This is a genomic window from Thermophilibacter sp. ET337, from assembly GCF_024733715.1.
In the GTDB taxonomy this organism is placed as follows: domain Bacteria; phylum Actinomycetota; class Coriobacteriia; order Coriobacteriales; family Atopobiaceae; genus Thermophilibacter.
In genome coordinates, this window is sequence record NZ_JANRHO010000001.1 from 209,308 (window position 1) to 225,533 (window position 16,226).

Below are 16,226 nucleotides of genomic sequence, written 5' to 3' on the forward strand. Positions count from 1 at the left end.
CGGCGATGAGGGAGACCTTTGACATAACGGGCATGACCTGCGCGGCGTGCTCGGCGCGCGTGCAGAAGGCGGCGGGTGAGGTGCCCGGCGTGGCCTGCGCCAACGTGAACCTGCTCAAGAACTCGATGGAGCTCGACTACGACGGCTCGCCCGAGACGGCCGCCGCCGTGGTGGAGGCCATCGAGCGCTCCGGCTACGGCGCCGAGCGCCGGTCCCGCGCGGGCGAGAAGGGCGCCGCGGCAAAGGAGGAGCGACCGGGCGCGGCCGCCGAGCGCGCCATCCGCGAGAAGCGCGACCAGCTCGTGGTCTCGGCGGTCTTCTCGGTGCCGCTCTTCTACGTCGCCATGGGCCCGATGTTTGGCTGGCCGCAGCCGCCCTTCCTGGCGGGGGAGGCCAACCTCATGGCCCAGGGCCTCACGCAGCTTCTGCTCTGCGCGCCGATCCTGTTTGTCAACCGGCACTACTTCATCACCGGCTTCAAGACGCTGGCGCACCGCGCGCCCAACATGGACTCGCTCATCGCGCTGGGCTCGGCGGCCTCGGCGGCATGGTCGGTGGCTCAGCTCTATCGCATGGCGTGGGCCGTTGGCTCCGGAGACGCGGTGACGCTGCACGCCGCCGCGCACAACCTCTACTTTGACTCCGCGGGCATGATCCTCACCCTCATCACGCTGGGCAAGTTCTTCGAGGCGCGCGCCAAGGGCCGCACGACCGACGCCATCGCCGCCCTCATGGACCTCGCGCCCAAGACGGCCGTCGTCGTGCGCGACGGCGCGGAGGTGGAGGTCCCCACCGAGGACGTCCGCGTGGGGGAGCGCGTGATCGTGCGGGCCGGCGCCTCCATCCCGGTGGACGGCGTCGTGCTCGAGGGGGCGGCCGCCGTCGACGAGTCGGCCATCACGGGCGAGTCCGTGCCTCGGGAGTTGGGCCCGGGCGACCATGTGACCGGTGCCACGGTCTCGACGCGCGGATGGATCGCCGTGGAGGCGCGCGCCGTCGGCGACGACACAACGCTCGCCGGGATCATCCGCCTCGTGGACGAGGCCACGAGCTCCAAGGCGCCCATCGAGCGCATGGCGGACAAGATCGCGGGTGTCTTCGTTCCGGTGGTCATCGTCATCGCGGCTGTGACGTTCGTGGCGTGGCTCGCGCTCGCGGGTGACGTGGCCACGGCGCTCACGCACGCCATCTCGATCCTCGTGATCTCCTGCCCGTGCGCGCTCGGCCTGGCCACGCCCACGGCCATCATGGTGGGAACCGGTCGCGGCGCGGCCAACGGCATCCTCATCAAGTCCGCCGAGTCGCTCGAGACCGCCTGCAGGGTGGATGCCATTGTGCTGGACAAGACCGGCACCGTCACCGCCGGCGAGCCCCGCGTGACCGACGTTCGCCTCGTCGAGGGCGTCTCCGAGAGGGACCTCGTGCGCGCGGCCGCCGCACTCGAGCGCAAGAGCGAGCACCCGCTAGCCGGCGCGATCTGCGCGTATGCGGACGAGCGGTGCCCGGGCGCCGATGGGGGAGCGCGCGTGGAGCGCTTCGAGCAGGTCCCGGGCGGCGGGCTCTCCGCGCTCGTGGACGGCACCCCGGTGCTGGCGGGCAACGCGAGGCTCATGGCCGCCCGTGGCGTGGCGCTCGGCGAGCTCGCCTCCGCGGCAGAGGCGCTCGCCGACGACGGCAAGACGCCGCTCTTCTTCTCTGCGAACGGACGCGCCCTGGGCATGATCGCGGTGGCGGACCCCGTGAAGCCCACGAGCGCCGCGGCGATCGCGAGGCTGCGCGCGATGGGGGCCCGCACGGTGCTGCTCACCGGCGACCAGGAGCGCACCGCCGCGGCGGTCGCGCGCCAGGTGGGCGTGGACGAGGTCATCGCCGGCGTGCTGCCCGCGCAGAAGGAGGCCAAGGTCCGCGAGCTGCAGGAGGCCGGGCACGTCGTGGCCATGGTCGGCGACGGCATCAACGACGCGCCGGCGCTCGCCCGCTCGGACGTGGGCGTGGCCATCGGCGCCGGCACGGACGTCGCGATCTCCTCGGCCGACGTGGTGCTCATGCGATCGGACCCCGCCGACGTGGCCACCGCCATGGAGCTCTCCCGCGCCACGATGAGAAACATCAAGCAGAACCTCTTCTGGGCGCTCTTCTACAATGCCATCTGCATCCCCGTGGCAGCCGGGGCGCTCTCGCCGTGGGGAGTCACGCTCAACCCGATGATCGGCGCTGCGGCCATGGGCTTTTCGTCCGTCTTCGTGGTGAGCAACGCGCTGCGGCTTCGCACCTGGAAGCCCGGCGAGCGGGTAACGCCGGCGGCGCCTGCCGTCGTCGAGATAGAGAGCGTGTCCGTTGACGTCGTCGAATCAGCCGAGAGAAAGGAACCCACCATGACCAAGACCCTGAACGTGACCGGCATGATGTGCCAGCACTGCGTCGCGCACGTGAAGAAGGCGCTCGAGGGCGTCGAAGGCGTGAGCTCCGTGGACGTGAGCCTCGAGGCGGGCACCGCGACGGTCGAGGCCGCCGACTCCGTGGCCGACGAGGCCCTCGTGGCGGCCGTCGTCGACGCCGGGTACGAGGCCGCTGTGGCGTAATCGTCTGCAAAACCGGTCTTCGATCCATATCCGGCGGAACTGCGGAACAAAACCGCGCTTCGATCCATACGATTTTGGGACTTTTTCGCCGTTTCGACGGCCCCGCGCAACGGCCAACTGGGACGATGCGCGGGGCCGTCCGCATGTGGCGCTGAAAACTCATGGATCGAAGGCGGGTTTTGTTCCGCGAGCCCGCCGGATATGGATCGAAGGCAAGAATTGCAGGGGCGGGGCCGCCAGGACCCTCGATCTGAAGCCGGCCCGACGCAAGACCGGCGCTGCCCAGCGCCGACGAAGTCATACAATGGTCCGGCCGCTGACCGGGCGTCACGAAGGACTGACGATGAATCTCACTTCCGAGCAGAAGCGTGTGGTCTACACGTTGGGCTTCTGCGGGCTCGTCTCTGCCGCAGACAACTGGTTCGTCTCGCCGGCGCTGCCCGCCATCGCAAACGCGCTGGGCGTGGCCGCGTCTGCCGCCGCCATCGTGCTCACGGCCTACCTCGTGCCCTACGGGCTGCTCCAGCCCGTGTGCGGGACGCTGGGCGACCGCTTTGGCCGTCTGCGCGTGCTCCACGTGATCGTGGCCGGACTCGCCGCGGGGACGTTTCTCTGCGCCGTGGCGCCCACGCTGCCGCTGTTGGTGGCGGCGCGCGTGCTCACGGGCTGCTTTGCGGCGGGCATCATTGCCGTCTCCCAGGCGCTCGTCGGCGACGTGGTGGGCCCGGAGCGTCGAGGCGCCGCGGTGGGCGTGCTCATGGGCATCACCTTCACCGGGCAGGGACTCTCCTCGGGTCTGGGAGGCATCATCTGCGACCTCATGAGCTGGCGCGCCGCCTTCGCGTGCTTCGGCGTGCTGGCGCTCGTGGCGCTTGCCCTCCTGTGGCGGCTTCCCGCGACGTGCGGAGGCACCGCGGACGCCTCGCCACGCGCGCGGGCAGAGGCCGTCGACCCCTCCGCCCCGACCGGCCCCTTCCTCGCGCGCGCCGCGCGCATCTTCTTTGGCTCCCATCGCACCGTGTACCTCGTGGCCTGCACCACGGGTCTCGTCTTCCTGGGCGTCTACGGCTTCATGGGGACGTTCCTGGCCGAGCGCTGCGGCCTCGGCTCCACGCAGGCGGGGCTCATCATGATGCTCTACGGCGTGATGTGCCTCGTGGGCGGCACCGTCTCCGGGCGCATCGGCGCGGCCCATGGCCCGCGCGGCGTCGTCTACGTGGGCGAGGCCTCCGGCCTTGTGGCCATCGCGGCGCTGCTCGCGGTGAGCGTCACGGGCTCGTGGGCGCCGGCGCTGCTCGCGGCGGGCGCCCTGGGCTTTGGCTACATCCTCACGCAGCCCACCTTGGTCTCGCTCTCCATGGACGCGGACCCCGCGCAGACGGGGCTCTGCACGGGCCTCATCGGCCTCGGCGTCTTTGCGGGCGGCGGCGTGGGCAGCGCCCTCGGCGGCCAGCTCGTGGCGGCGGGAGGCTACCCGCTGCTGTGGGCCGTCGCGGCCGTCGTGCTCGCGGGCCAGCTCGTCCTCGGCGGCCGAGCGCTGGCCGCACTGGATCGTCGCGCGCGATAGCGAGCCTTTTCCGGCGAACTCGCGGCTCACTTGCGTCACACTAGGCATAGAGGCCCGCACGGGCGGGCAACCGGACAGAGAGGAGCTACTCATGGGCTTTCCCGAGGGCTTTCTGTGGGGCGGCGCGACGGCCGCAAACCAGTGCGAGGGCGGCTTCGACGAGGGCGGGCGCGGCCTGGCGAACGTCGACGTGGCGCCGGTGGGCCCGGACCGCGCGGCCGTGGTGACCGGCGAGCGCAAGATGTTCGCCTTTGACGACGAGCACTTCTACCCGGCCAAGGGCGCCATCGACATGTACCACCGCTATCGCGAGGACATCGCGCTTTTCGCTGAGATGGGCTTCACGTGCTACCGCCTGTCCATCGCCTGGACGCGGATCTTCCCCAACGGCGACGAGCTCGAGCCCAACGAGGAGGGCCTGGCCTACTACGAGGACCTCTTCCGCTGCTGCCGCGAGCACAACATCGAGCCGCTCGTCACGATCACGCACTTCGACTGCCCGATGCACCTCATCGAGGAGTACGGCGGCTGGCGCAACCGCAAGATGATCGAGTTCTACGAGCGCCTCTGCCGCGTGCTCTTCACGCGCTACAAGGGGCTCGTCCGCTACTGGCTCACGTTCAACGAGATCAACATGATCCTTCACGCGCCGTTCATGGGCGCGGGCATCTGCTTCGAGCCGGGCGAGGACCACGACGCCATCAAGTACCAGGCGGCCCACCACGAGCTTGTGGCGAGCGCCCTGGCCACCAAGATCGCCCACGAGGTCGACCCCGAGAACAAGGTCGGCTGCATGCTGGCCTCCGGCTCGGTCTACCCGCGCACCTGCAGCCCCGACGACGTCTGGGCGGCCATGGAGTACGCGCGCGAGAACTACTTCTTCATCGACGTCCAGGCTCGCGGCGCCTACCCGCCCTACGCGCTCAAGCGCCTCGAGCGCAAGGGCGTCATGCCCAAGATGGAGCGCGGTGACGAGGAGATCCTCGCCGCTCACACGGTGGACTTCGTGTCCTTCTCGTACTACAACACGCGCTGCGTCTCCACCGACCCGGCCGAGCAGGTCGAGGGCAACCTCTTCATGGGCGCGCGCAACCCCTACCTCGAGGAGACCCAGTGGGGCTGGCCCATCGACCCCAAGGGCTTCCGCACCACGATCAACGAGATCTACGATCGCTACCAGAAGCCGCTCTTCGTGGTGGAGAACGGCCTGGGCGCCGTGGACGAGCCGGACGAGAACGGCTACGTCGAGGACGACTACCGCATCGACTACCTGCGCGACCACATCGAGCAGATGCGGCTCGCGGTCGAGGAGGACGGCGTGCCGCTGATGGGCTACACCATGTGGGGCCCGATCGACCTCGTCTCCGCCGGCACCGGCGAGATGAAGAAGCGCTACGGCTTCATCTACGTGGACCGCGACAACCTGGGCAACGGCACGCTCGCGCGCTCGCGCAAGAAGAGCTTTGCCTGGTACAAGAAGGTCATCGCCTCCAACGGGGAGGACCTGGCGTAGGAACGGCATCCGCCGCGCGCCTTCGGGCCCGGGCCCCTCGCGGCAACGGGGCCCGGAGGCGCCGCGTCGCGTGGTCGGCGGCCACGCGTCCATGCGCTACCATGATGGGCCGAGAAGAACCGCGAGGCTGGCAAGGAGCTCCCATGGCAGACGAGAAGAACGTGCAGGTCCAGGCGTCACTGTTTGGCGATGACGCCCCGGTGGAGCCCGTGGCCGCCCCGCAGCCGCCGCGCGCCCGGCACGCCGAGCTCAACCGCATCCTCAGCCACGCGGCCTACGCCTACTACGCGCTCGACCGCCCGGAGATGAGCGACGCGGAGTTTGACCGCACGCTCCAGGAGCTGCTCGCCCTGGAGGCAGCCCACCCCGAGCTCGTCACGACCGAGAGCTACACCCAGCGCGTGGGCGGCTACGTGTCCGAGCAGTTCGAGCCCGTCACGCACGCGGCGCGCATGTACTCGATGGACGACGCGATGGACCTCGCCGAGCTCGACGAGTGGCTCGCCCGCACCGACGAGGCCCTCGGCGCCACGCCGGATCACCCGGCCGCCTACACCTGCGAGCTCAAGATCGACGGCCTGGGCGTGGCGCTCACCTACGCGGACGCGCAGTTCGTTCGGGCCGCCACGCGCGGCGACGGCACGACCGGAGAGAACGTGACCGCCAACGTGCTCACGATCGCCGACGTGCCCCGCGCGCTCGCCCCGGCCGGCCTCGCGCGCCTGACCGAGGGGGGCCTGGGCCGCTCGGTGGAGGTCCGCGGCGAGGTCTACATGCCGCGCCACTCCTTCGCGCGCCTGAACGAGGCCGCCGACGCCGCCGGCACCGCGCCCTTCGCCAACCCGAGAAACGCCGCCGCGGGGAGCCTGCGCCAGAAGGACCCCAAGGTGACGGCACATCGTGACCTCGAGACCTTCATCTACGCCGTGGCCGACGAGGCTCCGATCGACGTCCACACCCAGTGGGACTTCCTCCAGTGGCTGCGCGACTGCGGATTTGCCGTGAACGACCGCGCCGCGCGCTGCATGAGCGCCGCGGAGGTCCACGCCTACTGCGAGAACGCCCTCGCGCATCGCGACGAGCTGGACTACGACATCGACGGCGTGGTCGTGAAGGTGGACTCCTTCGCGAGCCAGGCGGCGCTCGGCTTCACGGCGCGCGCGCCGCGCTGGGCCATCGCGTTCAAGTTCCCGCCGGAGGAGAAGCGCACCGTCCTGCGCGAGATTCGCGTGCAGGTGGGACGCACCGGCGTGCTCACGCCCGTGGCCGAGTTCGACCCCGTGACGGTGGCCGGCTCCACGATCGCGCGTGCCACCCTGCACAACGTGGACGAGATCGAGCGCAAGAACGTCCGCGTGGGGGACACGATCGTGGTCCACAAGGCCGGCGACGTCATCCCCGAGGTCGTGGGCCCGGTGCTGGAGCTGCGCCCGGTCGGCGCGCCCGAGTTCCGCATGCCAAAGACCTGCCCCTCCTGCGGCAGCCCCGTGGTGCGCGAGGAGGGAGAGGTGGCCTACCGCTGCGTCTCCATCGACTGCCCCGCGCAGGCCGTGGAGCGCCTCATCCACTGGGGCAGCCGCAACGCGATGGACATCGACGGCCTGGGCGACGAGATCGTGGCACGCATGGTCGAACAGGGGCTGCTCGCGGACGTGGCGGACTTCTATGACAGGCTCACCGAGAAGGACCTCGCGGAGGTCTGGACCGGACGGCAGGCCATGGACGGCTCCGACATCGTGATCGGCCCGGTCATCGCGGCCAAGATCATGGCACAGGTGGCCGAGTCCAAGCGCCGCGGCCTGGCGCGCGTCCTGTTTGGCCTGGGCATCCGCCACGTGGGCGCCACGGTCGCGCGTCAGCTCGCGACGCACTTTGGGTCCATGCAGTCGCTCGCGACGGCCACCGAGGAGGACATCGCCGCGGTGGACGGCATCGGCCCCAAGATTGCCGCCAGCGTGCGCGGGTTCTTCTCGGTCGAGAAGAACGTGGCCGTCGTGGAGCGCCTGCGTGCCTCCGGCGTGGTGCTCGAGGATGAGCGCGCGGAGCCCGAGCGCCCGCAGACGCTCTCGGGGCTCACCTTCGTGCTCACGGGTACGCTCGAGCGTCTCAAGCGAAACGAGGCCAAGGCCGCCCTCGAGGCCCTCGGCGCCAAGGTCACGGGCTCGGTCTCCAAGAAGACGAGCTACGTGGTGGCGGGCGCGGCGGCCGGCTCCAAGCTCACGAAGGCGGAGAGCCTCGGCGTGCCGGTGCTCGACGAGGCGGCCCTCGAGCAGATCCTCGAGACCGGCGAGCCTCCGGCGACTCTGTAAATTGGGGACAGTCCCCAATTCACACAAAAGTTTTATGTAAATTGGGGACTGTCCCCAATTCACAGACGACGAAAGGTTCTCATGCAATTCACGGACGCCCGGCCCAACTTTGGCCGCATCGACTTCGAGGGCCTGCCCAACACGCGCGACCTGGGCGGGCTGCCCGCGGCCGACGGTCGGCGCGTGCGCCCGGGCCTGCTTCTGCGCTCGGGCACGCTCTACTTTGCCACCACGGCGGACCGCCGCCGGCTCATCGAGGACTACCACCTGCGCGCGGTCGTGGACCTGCGCGGCGAGGACGAGCTCGCGGAGTACCCGGACGGCGTGGAAAGCCTGCCCGGCGTCCGCTACGTGCACGCCGACGCGCTCAGAGGCACGGTCGCCGGCATCTCGCAGAACGCCGAGGCCCGCGCCCAGCTGGAAGCCGCGCGCGCAGACGACGGAGACCCTGCGCGCTTCATGGAGATGGTCTACCCGCACATCCTGCTGGGGGAGTCCGGCATCGAGGCCTATCGCGCGCTGCTGCGCTGCGTGCTGGAGACCACGGACGGCTCGGTCCTGTGGCACTGCCACTTCGGGCGCGACCGCTGCGGCATGGGCAGCATGCTCGTGGAGGCGGCCCTCGGCGTGCCCTGGGAGGCGGTCGAGGGGGACTATCTCGCCACCAACCGCTTCAACCCCGACCCGGCCGACGAGCGCACCGACGCCAACCTGCGCTTCATTCGCGCGGCGGTGGCCGCGGTGACGCGCGAGTTCGGCGGCGTGATGGGCTACGTGCATGACGCGCTGGGCGTGAGCGACGCCGACGTCGCCGAGCTGCGCGGCCGCTGCCTCGAGGGGGCGCCGCGATGAACGTCCTCACTCGCCTGCGGATGGGGGAGGGGTTCTCGGACGGCGAGCGCGCCCTGGCCGACGTCATCCTCGCCGACCCCGAGGCGTTTCTCGCCGAAGGCTCCAAGCAGCTCGTTTCGAGGGCGCACGTCTCATAGTCGACGGTGTACCGGCTCTGCGAGAAGCTCGGCTGCCCGGGCCTGGCGGACCTCCGCGTGCGCGTGGCGAGCGCGCTCGCGGACTTCAGGCGCGAGAGCGCCGGCGTGGACGTCAACTTCCCGGTGCGTGCCGGCCAAGACGGGGCCCAGGTCATCGAGGCGATCGAGAAGGACCTGGCGCAGACGCTCGCCTCCACGGCAAACGTGCTGGGCCCCTCCGCGCTCGACCGCGCGGCGGCGCTCGTGTGGGGTGCGGAGCATGTGACGGTGCTCGCCACGGCCGGAAACGTCGCCTTCGCCCAGAACTTCCGCTTTCAGATGGCCGAGGTGGGGCGTGCGGTGAGCGTGCCGGTGGACGAGTACGAGCAGCGTCTCGCGGCGGCCTCTGCGGGCGAGAAGGACGTGGTGGTCCTGGTCTCCTTTGGCGGCCGCGGGTTCGTGTCGCGCCCGGCGGCGCGGGAGCTCGCGGGGCGCGGGGTGCCCGTCGTGCTGGTGGCGTCGGCCGCGCCCACGCCCCTCGACGAGTTCGCGACGGTCAAGCTCGCGCTCTCCCCGGACGAGGATCACGCGCGCAAGGTCTCGCCCTTCGGCACGGGGCTCTCGCTGCTCTTCGTGCTGGACGCACTCTTCGCGCGCTGCTTCGTGGAGGACTTCGACGCCAGCCTCGCCCGCCGTCTGGGCTATTACGACCGCATCGTCGCGATGGGCGGCTGCTCCGGCGGCTTGACAATATAACCTGACGCCATTGTCAACTTGACAATATAACCTGACGTCATTGTCAAGTGCCGTCAGAGGCGCACGAGGCGCGGCTCGCCCTTCTCGTACGTGCACACGCCCTCAAAGCCGAGCTCGGCGAGCTCGCGGTACGCGAGGCGCAGGTAGGAGCCTAGGTGCTCGGGCGTGTGAGAGTCAGAGCCCACGGTCACGATGCGCCCGCCGAGGTCGCGGTAGAGCTCGAGGATCTCGCGGCTGGGCTGGAAGTCCCCCAGGCCGTAGCGGATGCCGGACGTGTTGACCTCGATGCCCTTGCCGTCCGCGATCACGTGGCGCATAATCTCGGCCACGACGTCGCGCACCTGCTCGAAGGGGTAGTCGCCGAAGGGGTCGTAGCGGCGGATGAGGTCGAGGTGCCCGAGCACGGAGTAGCCGTCGAAGGCCTCCGCCACGGCGAGCATCTCCTCGTAGTAGGCGGTGTGGATCTGCTCTTGCGTGCGCCCGCGCTGGTAGTCGCCGTTCCAGAACTCGAGGTCGCGCACCTGGTGGATGGAGAGAATCACGAAGTCGAGCCGTCCCGTCAGCCGCTCGAGCAGCGCGCGGTTCTCGCCCAGCGTGTGTCGCTGCACGCCCAGCTCCAGGCCCGCCCGCAGGCAGATGCGGTCCCCCAGCTCGTCGCGCACGCGGTCGAGCTCGGCCAGGTAGGCGTCGTAGGCGCAGTTGGTGACCGGGTGCCCGTCCTCGAAGCGCGCGCCGGTCGGCTGGTCCCACTCGGGCTTGACGCCGTAGTCCACGTGCTCGGTGAAGCAGACCTCGTCGAGGTTCAGGCGCAGCGCGTCGCGCGCGACCTGCTCGAGCGGGTAGACGGAGTCGTCGGAGAAGCCTGTGTGAACGTGGTAGTCGGCGAGCATGGGAGTCCTTTCTCTCGCCGCCAGTATATCGGCCGCCCGCCCGTAGCGGCAGCAATCGGACGTTTTTCTCGGCACGGGCCCCGCGCAGGCCCGCGCGCCGGGACGTTCGGCTCGGACCTGAACGTTGGGGACAGTCCCCAATTAGCAGCACGTTGGGGACTGTCCCCAACGTGCAGGTGGCCGGCTCACAGGGTCAGGGCGTTGCGGCGGCGCCACTCGCGCGGCGACACGCCGTACGCTCCCTTGAACGCGCGCGAGAAGTGCAGCTGGTTGGGGTAGCCCACGGCGCGCCCCACCTCGGCCACCGGCAGCGACGTGAGCTTGAGCAGCTCGGAGGCCTTGGACATGCGGTACCCGATGAGGTACTGCTGCGGCGACTTGCCCGTGGCCGCCTTGAAGACCTTGCCAAAGTAGCTGCGGTTGAGGCCGGTGCGCCTGGCGATGTCCTCGACGGTGATGTCGTCTTGGTAGTGCTCCTTGACAAAGTCCACTGCCTCGCGGATGTAGAAGCCCTGAAGCTTGCCCGTCACCTGCTCCGCTGGGTGGTCGGCGGAGCGCAGCAGATAGTCAAGGAAGAGGTAGGTGTGGCCGATCAGGTGCAGCGGCGAGGCGTCCCGGTTGCTCACGAGGTGGCGCATCTCGTCGACCATGAGGTCGCGCAGCTCGCTGGAGCGCGAGCGGTAGACGGGGGAGGAGGGCGTGAGCCCGACGGCCTCGAGGTCGTCTCTCACGTGGATGCCGTCGAACTCCACCCAGACGTACTCCCAGGGGTCGTCGAGATCCGCCACGTAGGTGTTGACCTGGTCGGGGAAGATGAGAAACCCCTCGCCCTCGCCGAGGCGGTGGTCGGCCTTGGCGCCCTTGTCGTCCGTGGACATGAGTAGGCCGCGCCCGGAGATGATGTAGTGGAAGAGAAAGTGGCTGCGCCGTGCGGGCCCGAAGGCGTGGCCGGGCGTGCAGGTCTCCCGGCCGTACTGGTACGGCATCAGGTCGACGTAGTGACCGCTGGGAAACGTCGAGAACTCAAGCTCGTGCGCGGGCATCTCCCGCCCCTTCCTCGCGTCGGCCGTGCCGAGCGGCCGAGGGTGCGCTCAGACGTATGACGCATTTTGCACAGTATAACGCATTCCAGCTATACATGTTTTGATAAGAAGACGCATAAAGGCAAATTAATCTGAGCAAATATGGAATCGATTTCTGTTTCACGGGAGACCTGGATAACTCGTTGACCTGCGGAAACAAAAACCATCAAAACCGCTTGCCCGGGAATCGATTCCGCTGGGCGAAATGGTGAACTTCTCGCGTAAGAAAAAGACAAGACGATTACCAGCGCAAACACGTAGATAGATAGAAAACATACCAAAATACATATAAAAGCGCGCAAAAGTGTCAGCCTAGAATTAAGCCAACGTAAGGTGGGGCCCGGAAGTGCCGCGCCGCGGCGTCGGGCAGGGAGAAAGGTTTCGCAATGGCGAGTCTCTCACTGGAACACGTAGGGAAGAAGTACCCCAACGGCTATGAGGGGGTGAAGGACTTCAACCTCGAGATCGCCGACAAGGAGTTCATCATCTTCGTCGGCCCGTCCGGCTGCGGCAAGTCCACGACGCTGCGCATGATCGCCGGCCTCGAGGACATCACCTCCGGCACCCTCAAGATCGACGGTCGCGTGGTCAACGACGTCGAGCCCAAGGACCGCGACATCGCCATGGTCTTCCAGACCTACGCGCTGTACCCGCACATGACCGTGTACGAGAACATGGCCTTCCCGCTCAAGCTCCGCAAGGTCGACGCCGACACGATCGACAAGGCCGTCCGCGAGGCCGCCCGCATCCTCGACCTCGAGAAGCTCCTCGACCGCAAGCCGTCCGCCCTCTCCGGCGGTCAGCGCCAGCGCGTCGCCATGGGCCGCGCCATCGTCCGCGCGCCCAAGGTCTACCTGATGGACGAGCCCCTCTCCAACCTCGACGCCAAGCTCCGCGTCCAGATGCGCGCCGAGATCTCCAAGCTCCACGATCGCCTCGGAGCCACGATCATCTACGTCACGCACGACCAGACCGAGGCCATGACGCTCGGCACCCGCATCGTCGTCATGAAGGACGGCGTCATGCAGCAGGTGGACACCCCCACCAAGCTCTACAACGAGCCCTGCAACCTCTTCGTCGCCGGCTTCATCGGCTCCCCGCAGATGAACTTCATCGACGTCCAGGTGAGCGAGAAGGGCGCGGGCGTGGCGCTTACCTTCGGCGCCAACACCATCACCCTCACCGGCCCCAAGGCCCAGGCCCTCAAGGACGGCGGCTACGTGGGCAAGGTCGTCGTCATGGGCATCCGCCCGGAGGACGTCGTCGAGGAGCACGAGTACGCCGAAGGCCGCACCCTCTCCGAGACCTTCCCCGCCAGCGTCACGGTCTATGAGCTGCTGGGCTCCGAGGCCATGATCTACGCCGACGTCGACGGCGGCCAGATCTCCGCGCACCTCTCCGCCGCCAGCACCGTGCGCACCGGCTCCCAGATCAAGTGCGCCGTCGACGTGGACAAGATCCACCTCTTCGACAAGCAGTCCGAGCTCGCCATCGCCCACTAGGGAAGGAGGAGCAGAGCAAATGAGAAGAACACTGACACGCCGCTCCTTCCTGGGCGCCGCGGGCGCCGTTGCCGCGGGGCTCGCGCTCGCGGGCTGCGAGGGCGAGCGCTCCGACGGAAGGACCGAGGTCGAGTTCGTCTCGTACAAGCGCGAGGCGGTGAGCATCTTCGAGGCGCTCATGGCCGAGTTCAACGAGACCAACGACCACATCTACCTCAACTTCACGAGCCCCAACGATGCCGTCACCATCATGAAGACGCGCTTCGTCCGCGAGGACTACCCTGACGTCGTGGCCATCGGCGGCGACGCCTCCTACGCCGACTTCGTCGACTCCGACATCCTCGCCGACGTCTCCGGCTATCCCGGCATGGAGAAGGTCCAGCCGGCCTACCAGGAGATCATGAAGAGCGTCACCTACGTCCCGATGGACGGCATCTACGGCGTCCCCTACATCGCCAACGCCGCGGGCATGCTCTACAACAAGGACATGTTCGCCGAGAAGGGCTGGGACCTCCCGGAGACCTGGGACGAGTTCATCGACCTCTGCGAAAAGATCAAGGCCGAGGGAGAGGTCCTACCGCTTTACCTGGGCTTCCTCGACACCTGGACGATCCTCTCGCCGTGGAACTCCATGCTCGTGGAGCTCGTGCCCTCCGACCACATCCGCAAGGTCAACGCCGGCGAGGCCAAGTTCGCCGACTACTACCGCGAGCCGGCCGAGAAGCTCCTCAAGCTCCTCGACTACGCCGAGGACGGCCCGATGGCCTACAGCTACGAGGACGCCTGCACCGCCTTTGCGCGCGGCCAGTCCGCGATGTTCCCCTGCGGCTCGTTCGCCGTCCCGCAGATCCTCTCCGCCAACCCGGAGATGAACATCGGCCTGTTTGCGATGCCCGCCTGCGACAACCCCGACGACCGCATCATCGTCTCCGGCGTCGACCTCTGCTGGAACATGACCGTGGCCAACGAGGACCATCGCGAGCAGATCTACGAGGTCATCGACTTCCTCAACGAGCCCGAGAACCTCCAGACCTACTGCGACGACCAGAAGGCCATCCCCTGCATCGAGGGCGACTTCACGCTCGACCCGCTGTTCGACGACATCCAGGACTTCCTGGACGAGGGCAAGGTCATCGACTACCCCGACCACTCCTACCCCTCGGGCATGGCGTGCGACGCCCAGCTCCAGGCCTTCCTTCTCGACAAGGACGTCGACGCGTTCCTCGCCAACTGGGACAACCTCTGGCAGCGCTACAACAAGACCGTCATCCGCAAGTACGCCGAGTACATGGCCAACCAGGGATAAGGAGGGAAGCACATGGCAAGCATCGCCGCATCAAAGGCGGGATCTGACAGGAACCGCACCTTCCTCGCAATCCTGATCCCGGTTCTGATCCTGTTCATCGCGTTCAACACCGTCCCGCTGCTCACGGGCTTCTTCTACAGCTTCACGGACTCCAAGGGCTACGGCGCCTTCGAGATCGTGGGCCTGCAGAACTACATCGACCTGTTCCAAGATGCGCGCGTGGGCAACTCGTACCTGTTCACGTTCAAGATCTCCGTCGTCTCGACGATCCTCGTCAACGTGATCTCGCTCATGCTGGCCATCGGCCTGTCGAGCAAGATCAAGTTCAAGAGCGCCCTGCGCGGCATCTACTTCGTGCCCCGCATCCTCGGCGGCCTCGTCGTCGGCTACGTGTTCTCCTACTTCTTCACCTACATCGTCCCGGCCATCACGGGCACGACCTCGATGCTCGCGAGCAAGGAGTGGGCGTGGGTGGCCATCGTCGTGGTCCTGGTGTGGCAGGCCTGCGCGCAGACCACGATCATCTACATCACCGGCCTCTCCTCGGTTCCCGAGGACGTCTACGAGGCGGGCGCCCTCGACGGCGCCACGGGCTGGGACAAGTTCCGCTACCTCACGTTCCCGCTCATCATGCCGTCCATCACCACGAACATGGTCCTCGTGATGAAGGACATGCTCATGACCTTCGACCAGATCGTGGCCATGACCTCCGGCGGCCCGGCGCAGTCCACCGAGTCCATCTCGTACCTCATCTACCAGAACGGCCTCAACAACAGCCAGTTTGGCTTCCAGTGCGCCAACGCCGTGATCTTCTTCATCGTCATCGCCGTGATCTCAATCGCCCAGACCAAGTTCCTGAACAGTAAGGAGGAGCAGCTCTAATGGCTAACAACACTGTTCCTGCCAAGGTCAAGGAGCGGGTCAACTGGCCCATCACCATCCTGCTCATCGTCGGCCTCATCACCATCATCTTCCCGCTCTACATGGCCGTGGTCATCGCCTTCAAGGACCCCTCCGAGATGACCAACGACATCGCGGGCATCCTGTCGCTGCCGTCCTCGTGGTCGCTCGACAACTTCATCGAGGCCATCCAGGTCACGGACTTCTTCAACTCGTTCATGAACTCGCTCATCATCACCGTGGCGGCCGTCGTGATCTCGGTCCTGGTCCACAGCCTCGCCGCCTATGCGATCGGGCGCAACATGGACCGCAAGAAGCTCTTCAAGGCGTCCTACTACTTCATCGTGGCCGGCATGTACGTGCCCTTCGCCATCCTGATGATGCCGCTCGTCAAGCAGACCGCCATCCTGCACCTGGACAACATGGTTGGCGTCATGGTCCTCTACGTCGTGTTCTACATGCCCATGAACATGATGCTCTACACCGGCTACCTGAGGAACATCCCCACCGCCCTCGAGGAGGCGGCCCGCGTCGACGGCGCCAGCACCTGGACCACCTACTGGAAGGTCATCTTCCCGCTCATGAAGCCCATGCACGCCACCGTCGCCGTCATCACCGGTCTGGCCGTGTGGAACGACGTCATGACCCCGCTGGTCATCATGGGCGGCTCCGGCGTCAACACCCTGCCGCTCGCGCAGATGAACTTCCAGACCGCCTTTGCCACGAACTACAACCTCGCCTTCGCCTCCTACCTGCTCGCCATGCTCCCGATGATCATCTTCTACATCGTGGCGCAGAAGCAGATCATCGGCGGCGTCACCAACGGTGCCGTGAAGTAGTTCCGAGCGCAC

The 16,226-nt window shown here is 67.6% G+C and carries 13 protein-coding genes; 11 read left to right on the forward strand and 2 right to left on the reverse strand.

Annotated elements, in window-relative coordinates:
* The first annotated feature begins 5 nt into the window (after nt 1-5).
* The 7 genes from NW198_RS00995 (at nt 6) to NW198_RS01025 (ending at nt 9,695) form a co-directional block, all read left to right on the forward strand.
* On the forward strand, nt 6-2,582 hold the full coding sequence (locus NW198_RS00995) for a heavy metal translocating P-type ATPase (RefSeq protein WP_258339656.1): 2,577 nt from the start codon (nt 6-8) through the stop codon (nt 2,580-2,582).
* 343 nt (nt 2,583-2,925) lie between these two features.
* Nucleotides 2,926-4,149 carry an MFS transporter gene (locus tag NW198_RS01000; protein WP_258339657.1) on the forward strand — a complete coding sequence of 408 codons (1,224 nt, stop codon included), beginning with the start codon at nt 2,926-2,928 and terminating at the stop codon, nt 4,147-4,149.
* A gap of 91 nt (nt 4,150-4,240) precedes the next feature.
* On the forward strand, nt 4,241-5,662 hold the full coding sequence (locus NW198_RS01005) for a 6-phospho-beta-glucosidase (protein ID WP_258339658.1): 1,422 nt from the start codon (nt 4,241-4,243) through the stop codon (nt 5,660-5,662).
* A 143-nt stretch (nt 5,663-5,805) separates the two neighbouring features.
* Nucleotides 5,806-7,971 (forward strand): NAD-dependent DNA ligase LigA, encoded by a 2,166-nt coding sequence (gene ligA, locus NW198_RS01010; protein ID WP_258339659.1) that lies wholly within the window; start codon nt 5,806-5,808, stop codon nt 7,969-7,971.
* A gap of 81 nt (nt 7,972-8,052) precedes the next feature.
* Nucleotides 8,053-8,823 (forward strand): tyrosine-protein phosphatase, encoded by a 771-nt coding sequence (locus tag NW198_RS01015; protein WP_258339660.1) that lies wholly within the window; start codon nt 8,053-8,055, stop codon nt 8,821-8,823.
* Entirely contained in the window at nt 8,820-8,960 is a 141-nt protein-coding gene (locus NW198_RS01020) for a hypothetical protein (protein ID WP_258339661.1), read from the forward strand. Before NW198_RS01015 ends, NW198_RS01020 begins: the two co-directional genes overlap by 4 nt.
* Nucleotides 8,961-8,966: 6 nt before the next feature.
* A complete protein-coding gene (locus NW198_RS01025) occupies nt 8,967-9,695 on the forward strand; it encodes a MurR/RpiR family transcriptional regulator (RefSeq protein WP_258339662.1) in 729 nt (242 codons plus the stop codon).
* A gap of 53 nt (nt 9,696-9,748) precedes the next feature.
* On the opposite strand, the gene NW198_RS01030 is transcribed toward NW198_RS01025, so the two are convergent.
* Both NW198_RS01030 and NW198_RS01035 read right to left on the reverse strand, forming a co-directional pair.
* A complete protein-coding gene (locus NW198_RS01030; protein ID WP_258339663.1) occupies nt 9,749-10,585 on the reverse strand; it encodes a histidinol-phosphatase HisJ family protein in 837 nt (278 codons plus the stop codon).
* A 185-nt stretch (nt 10,586-10,770) separates the two neighbouring features.
* Complete coding sequence (locus tag NW198_RS01035; protein WP_087313447.1) at nt 10,771-11,628, reverse strand: AraC family transcriptional regulator; 858 nt, start codon at nt 11,626-11,628, stop codon at nt 10,771-10,773.
* Between the two features lie 425 nt (nt 11,629-12,053).
* Here NW198_RS01035 and NW198_RS01040 point away from each other — a divergent pair, with 425 nt between their 5' ends.
* The 4 genes from NW198_RS01040 to NW198_RS01055 are packed head-to-tail and all read left to right on the forward strand — an operon-like array spanning nt 12,054 to nt 16,214.
* On the forward strand, nt 12,054-13,169 hold the full coding sequence (locus NW198_RS01040) for an ABC transporter ATP-binding protein (protein WP_087313445.1): 1,116 nt from the start codon (nt 12,054-12,056) through the stop codon (nt 13,167-13,169).
* A gap of 19 nt (nt 13,170-13,188) precedes the next feature.
* Nucleotides 13,189-14,475, forward strand: coding sequence for an ABC transporter substrate-binding protein (locus tag NW198_RS01045; RefSeq protein WP_258339664.1), 1,287 nt, complete (start codon nt 13,189-13,191; stop codon nt 14,473-14,475).
* Nucleotides 14,476-14,487: 12 nt separating this feature from the next.
* Entirely contained in the window at nt 14,488-15,357 is an 870-nt protein-coding gene (locus NW198_RS01050) for a carbohydrate ABC transporter permease (RefSeq protein ID WP_258339665.1), read from the forward strand.
* A complete protein-coding gene (locus tag NW198_RS01055; RefSeq protein ID WP_087313439.1) occupies nt 15,357-16,214 on the forward strand; it encodes a carbohydrate ABC transporter permease in 858 nt (285 codons plus the stop codon). The genes NW198_RS01050 and NW198_RS01055 overlap by 1 nt, the downstream gene beginning before the upstream one ends.
* Nucleotides 16,215-16,226: the final 12 nt, after the last annotated feature.

Bases quoted from the DNA above. Each gene is read 5' to 3' on its own strand.
- NW198_RS00995 (WP_258339656.1), top strand. From the start codon at position 6: ATGAGGGAGACCTTTGACATAACGGGCATGACCTGCGCGGCGTGCTCG.
- NW198_RS01000 (WP_258339657.1), top strand. From the start codon at position 2,926: ATGAATCTCACTTCCGAGCAGAAGCGTGTGGTCTACACGTTGGGCTTC.
- NW198_RS01005 (WP_258339658.1), top strand. From the start codon at position 4,241: ATGGGCTTTCCCGAGGGCTTTCTGTGGGGCGGCGCGACGGCCGCAAAC.
- ligA (WP_258339659.1), top strand. From the start codon at position 5,806: ATGGCAGACGAGAAGAACGTGCAGGTCCAGGCGTCACTGTTTGGCGAT.
- NW198_RS01015 (WP_258339660.1), top strand. From the start codon at position 8,053: ATGCAATTCACGGACGCCCGGCCCAACTTTGGCCGCATCGACTTCGAG.
- NW198_RS01020 (WP_258339661.1), top strand. From the start codon at position 8,820: ATGAACGTCCTCACTCGCCTGCGGATGGGGGAGGGGTTCTCGGACGGC.
- NW198_RS01030 (WP_258339663.1), bottom strand. From the start codon at position 10,585: ATGCTCGCCGACTACCACGTTCACACAGGCTTCTCCGACGACTCCGTC.
- NW198_RS01035 (WP_087313447.1), bottom strand. From the start codon at position 11,628: ATGCCCGCGCACGAGCTTGAGTTCTCGACGTTTCCCAGCGGTCACTAC.
- NW198_RS01040 (WP_087313445.1), top strand. From the start codon at position 12,054: ATGGCGAGTCTCTCACTGGAACACGTAGGGAAGAAGTACCCCAACGGC.
- NW198_RS01045 (WP_258339664.1), top strand. From the start codon at position 13,189: ATGAGAAGAACACTGACACGCCGCTCCTTCCTGGGCGCCGCGGGCGCC.
- NW198_RS01050 (WP_258339665.1), top strand. From the start codon at position 14,488: ATGGCAAGCATCGCCGCATCAAAGGCGGGATCTGACAGGAACCGCACC.
- NW198_RS01055 (WP_087313439.1), top strand. From the start codon at position 15,357: ATGGCTAACAACACTGTTCCTGCCAAGGTCAAGGAGCGGGTCAACTGG.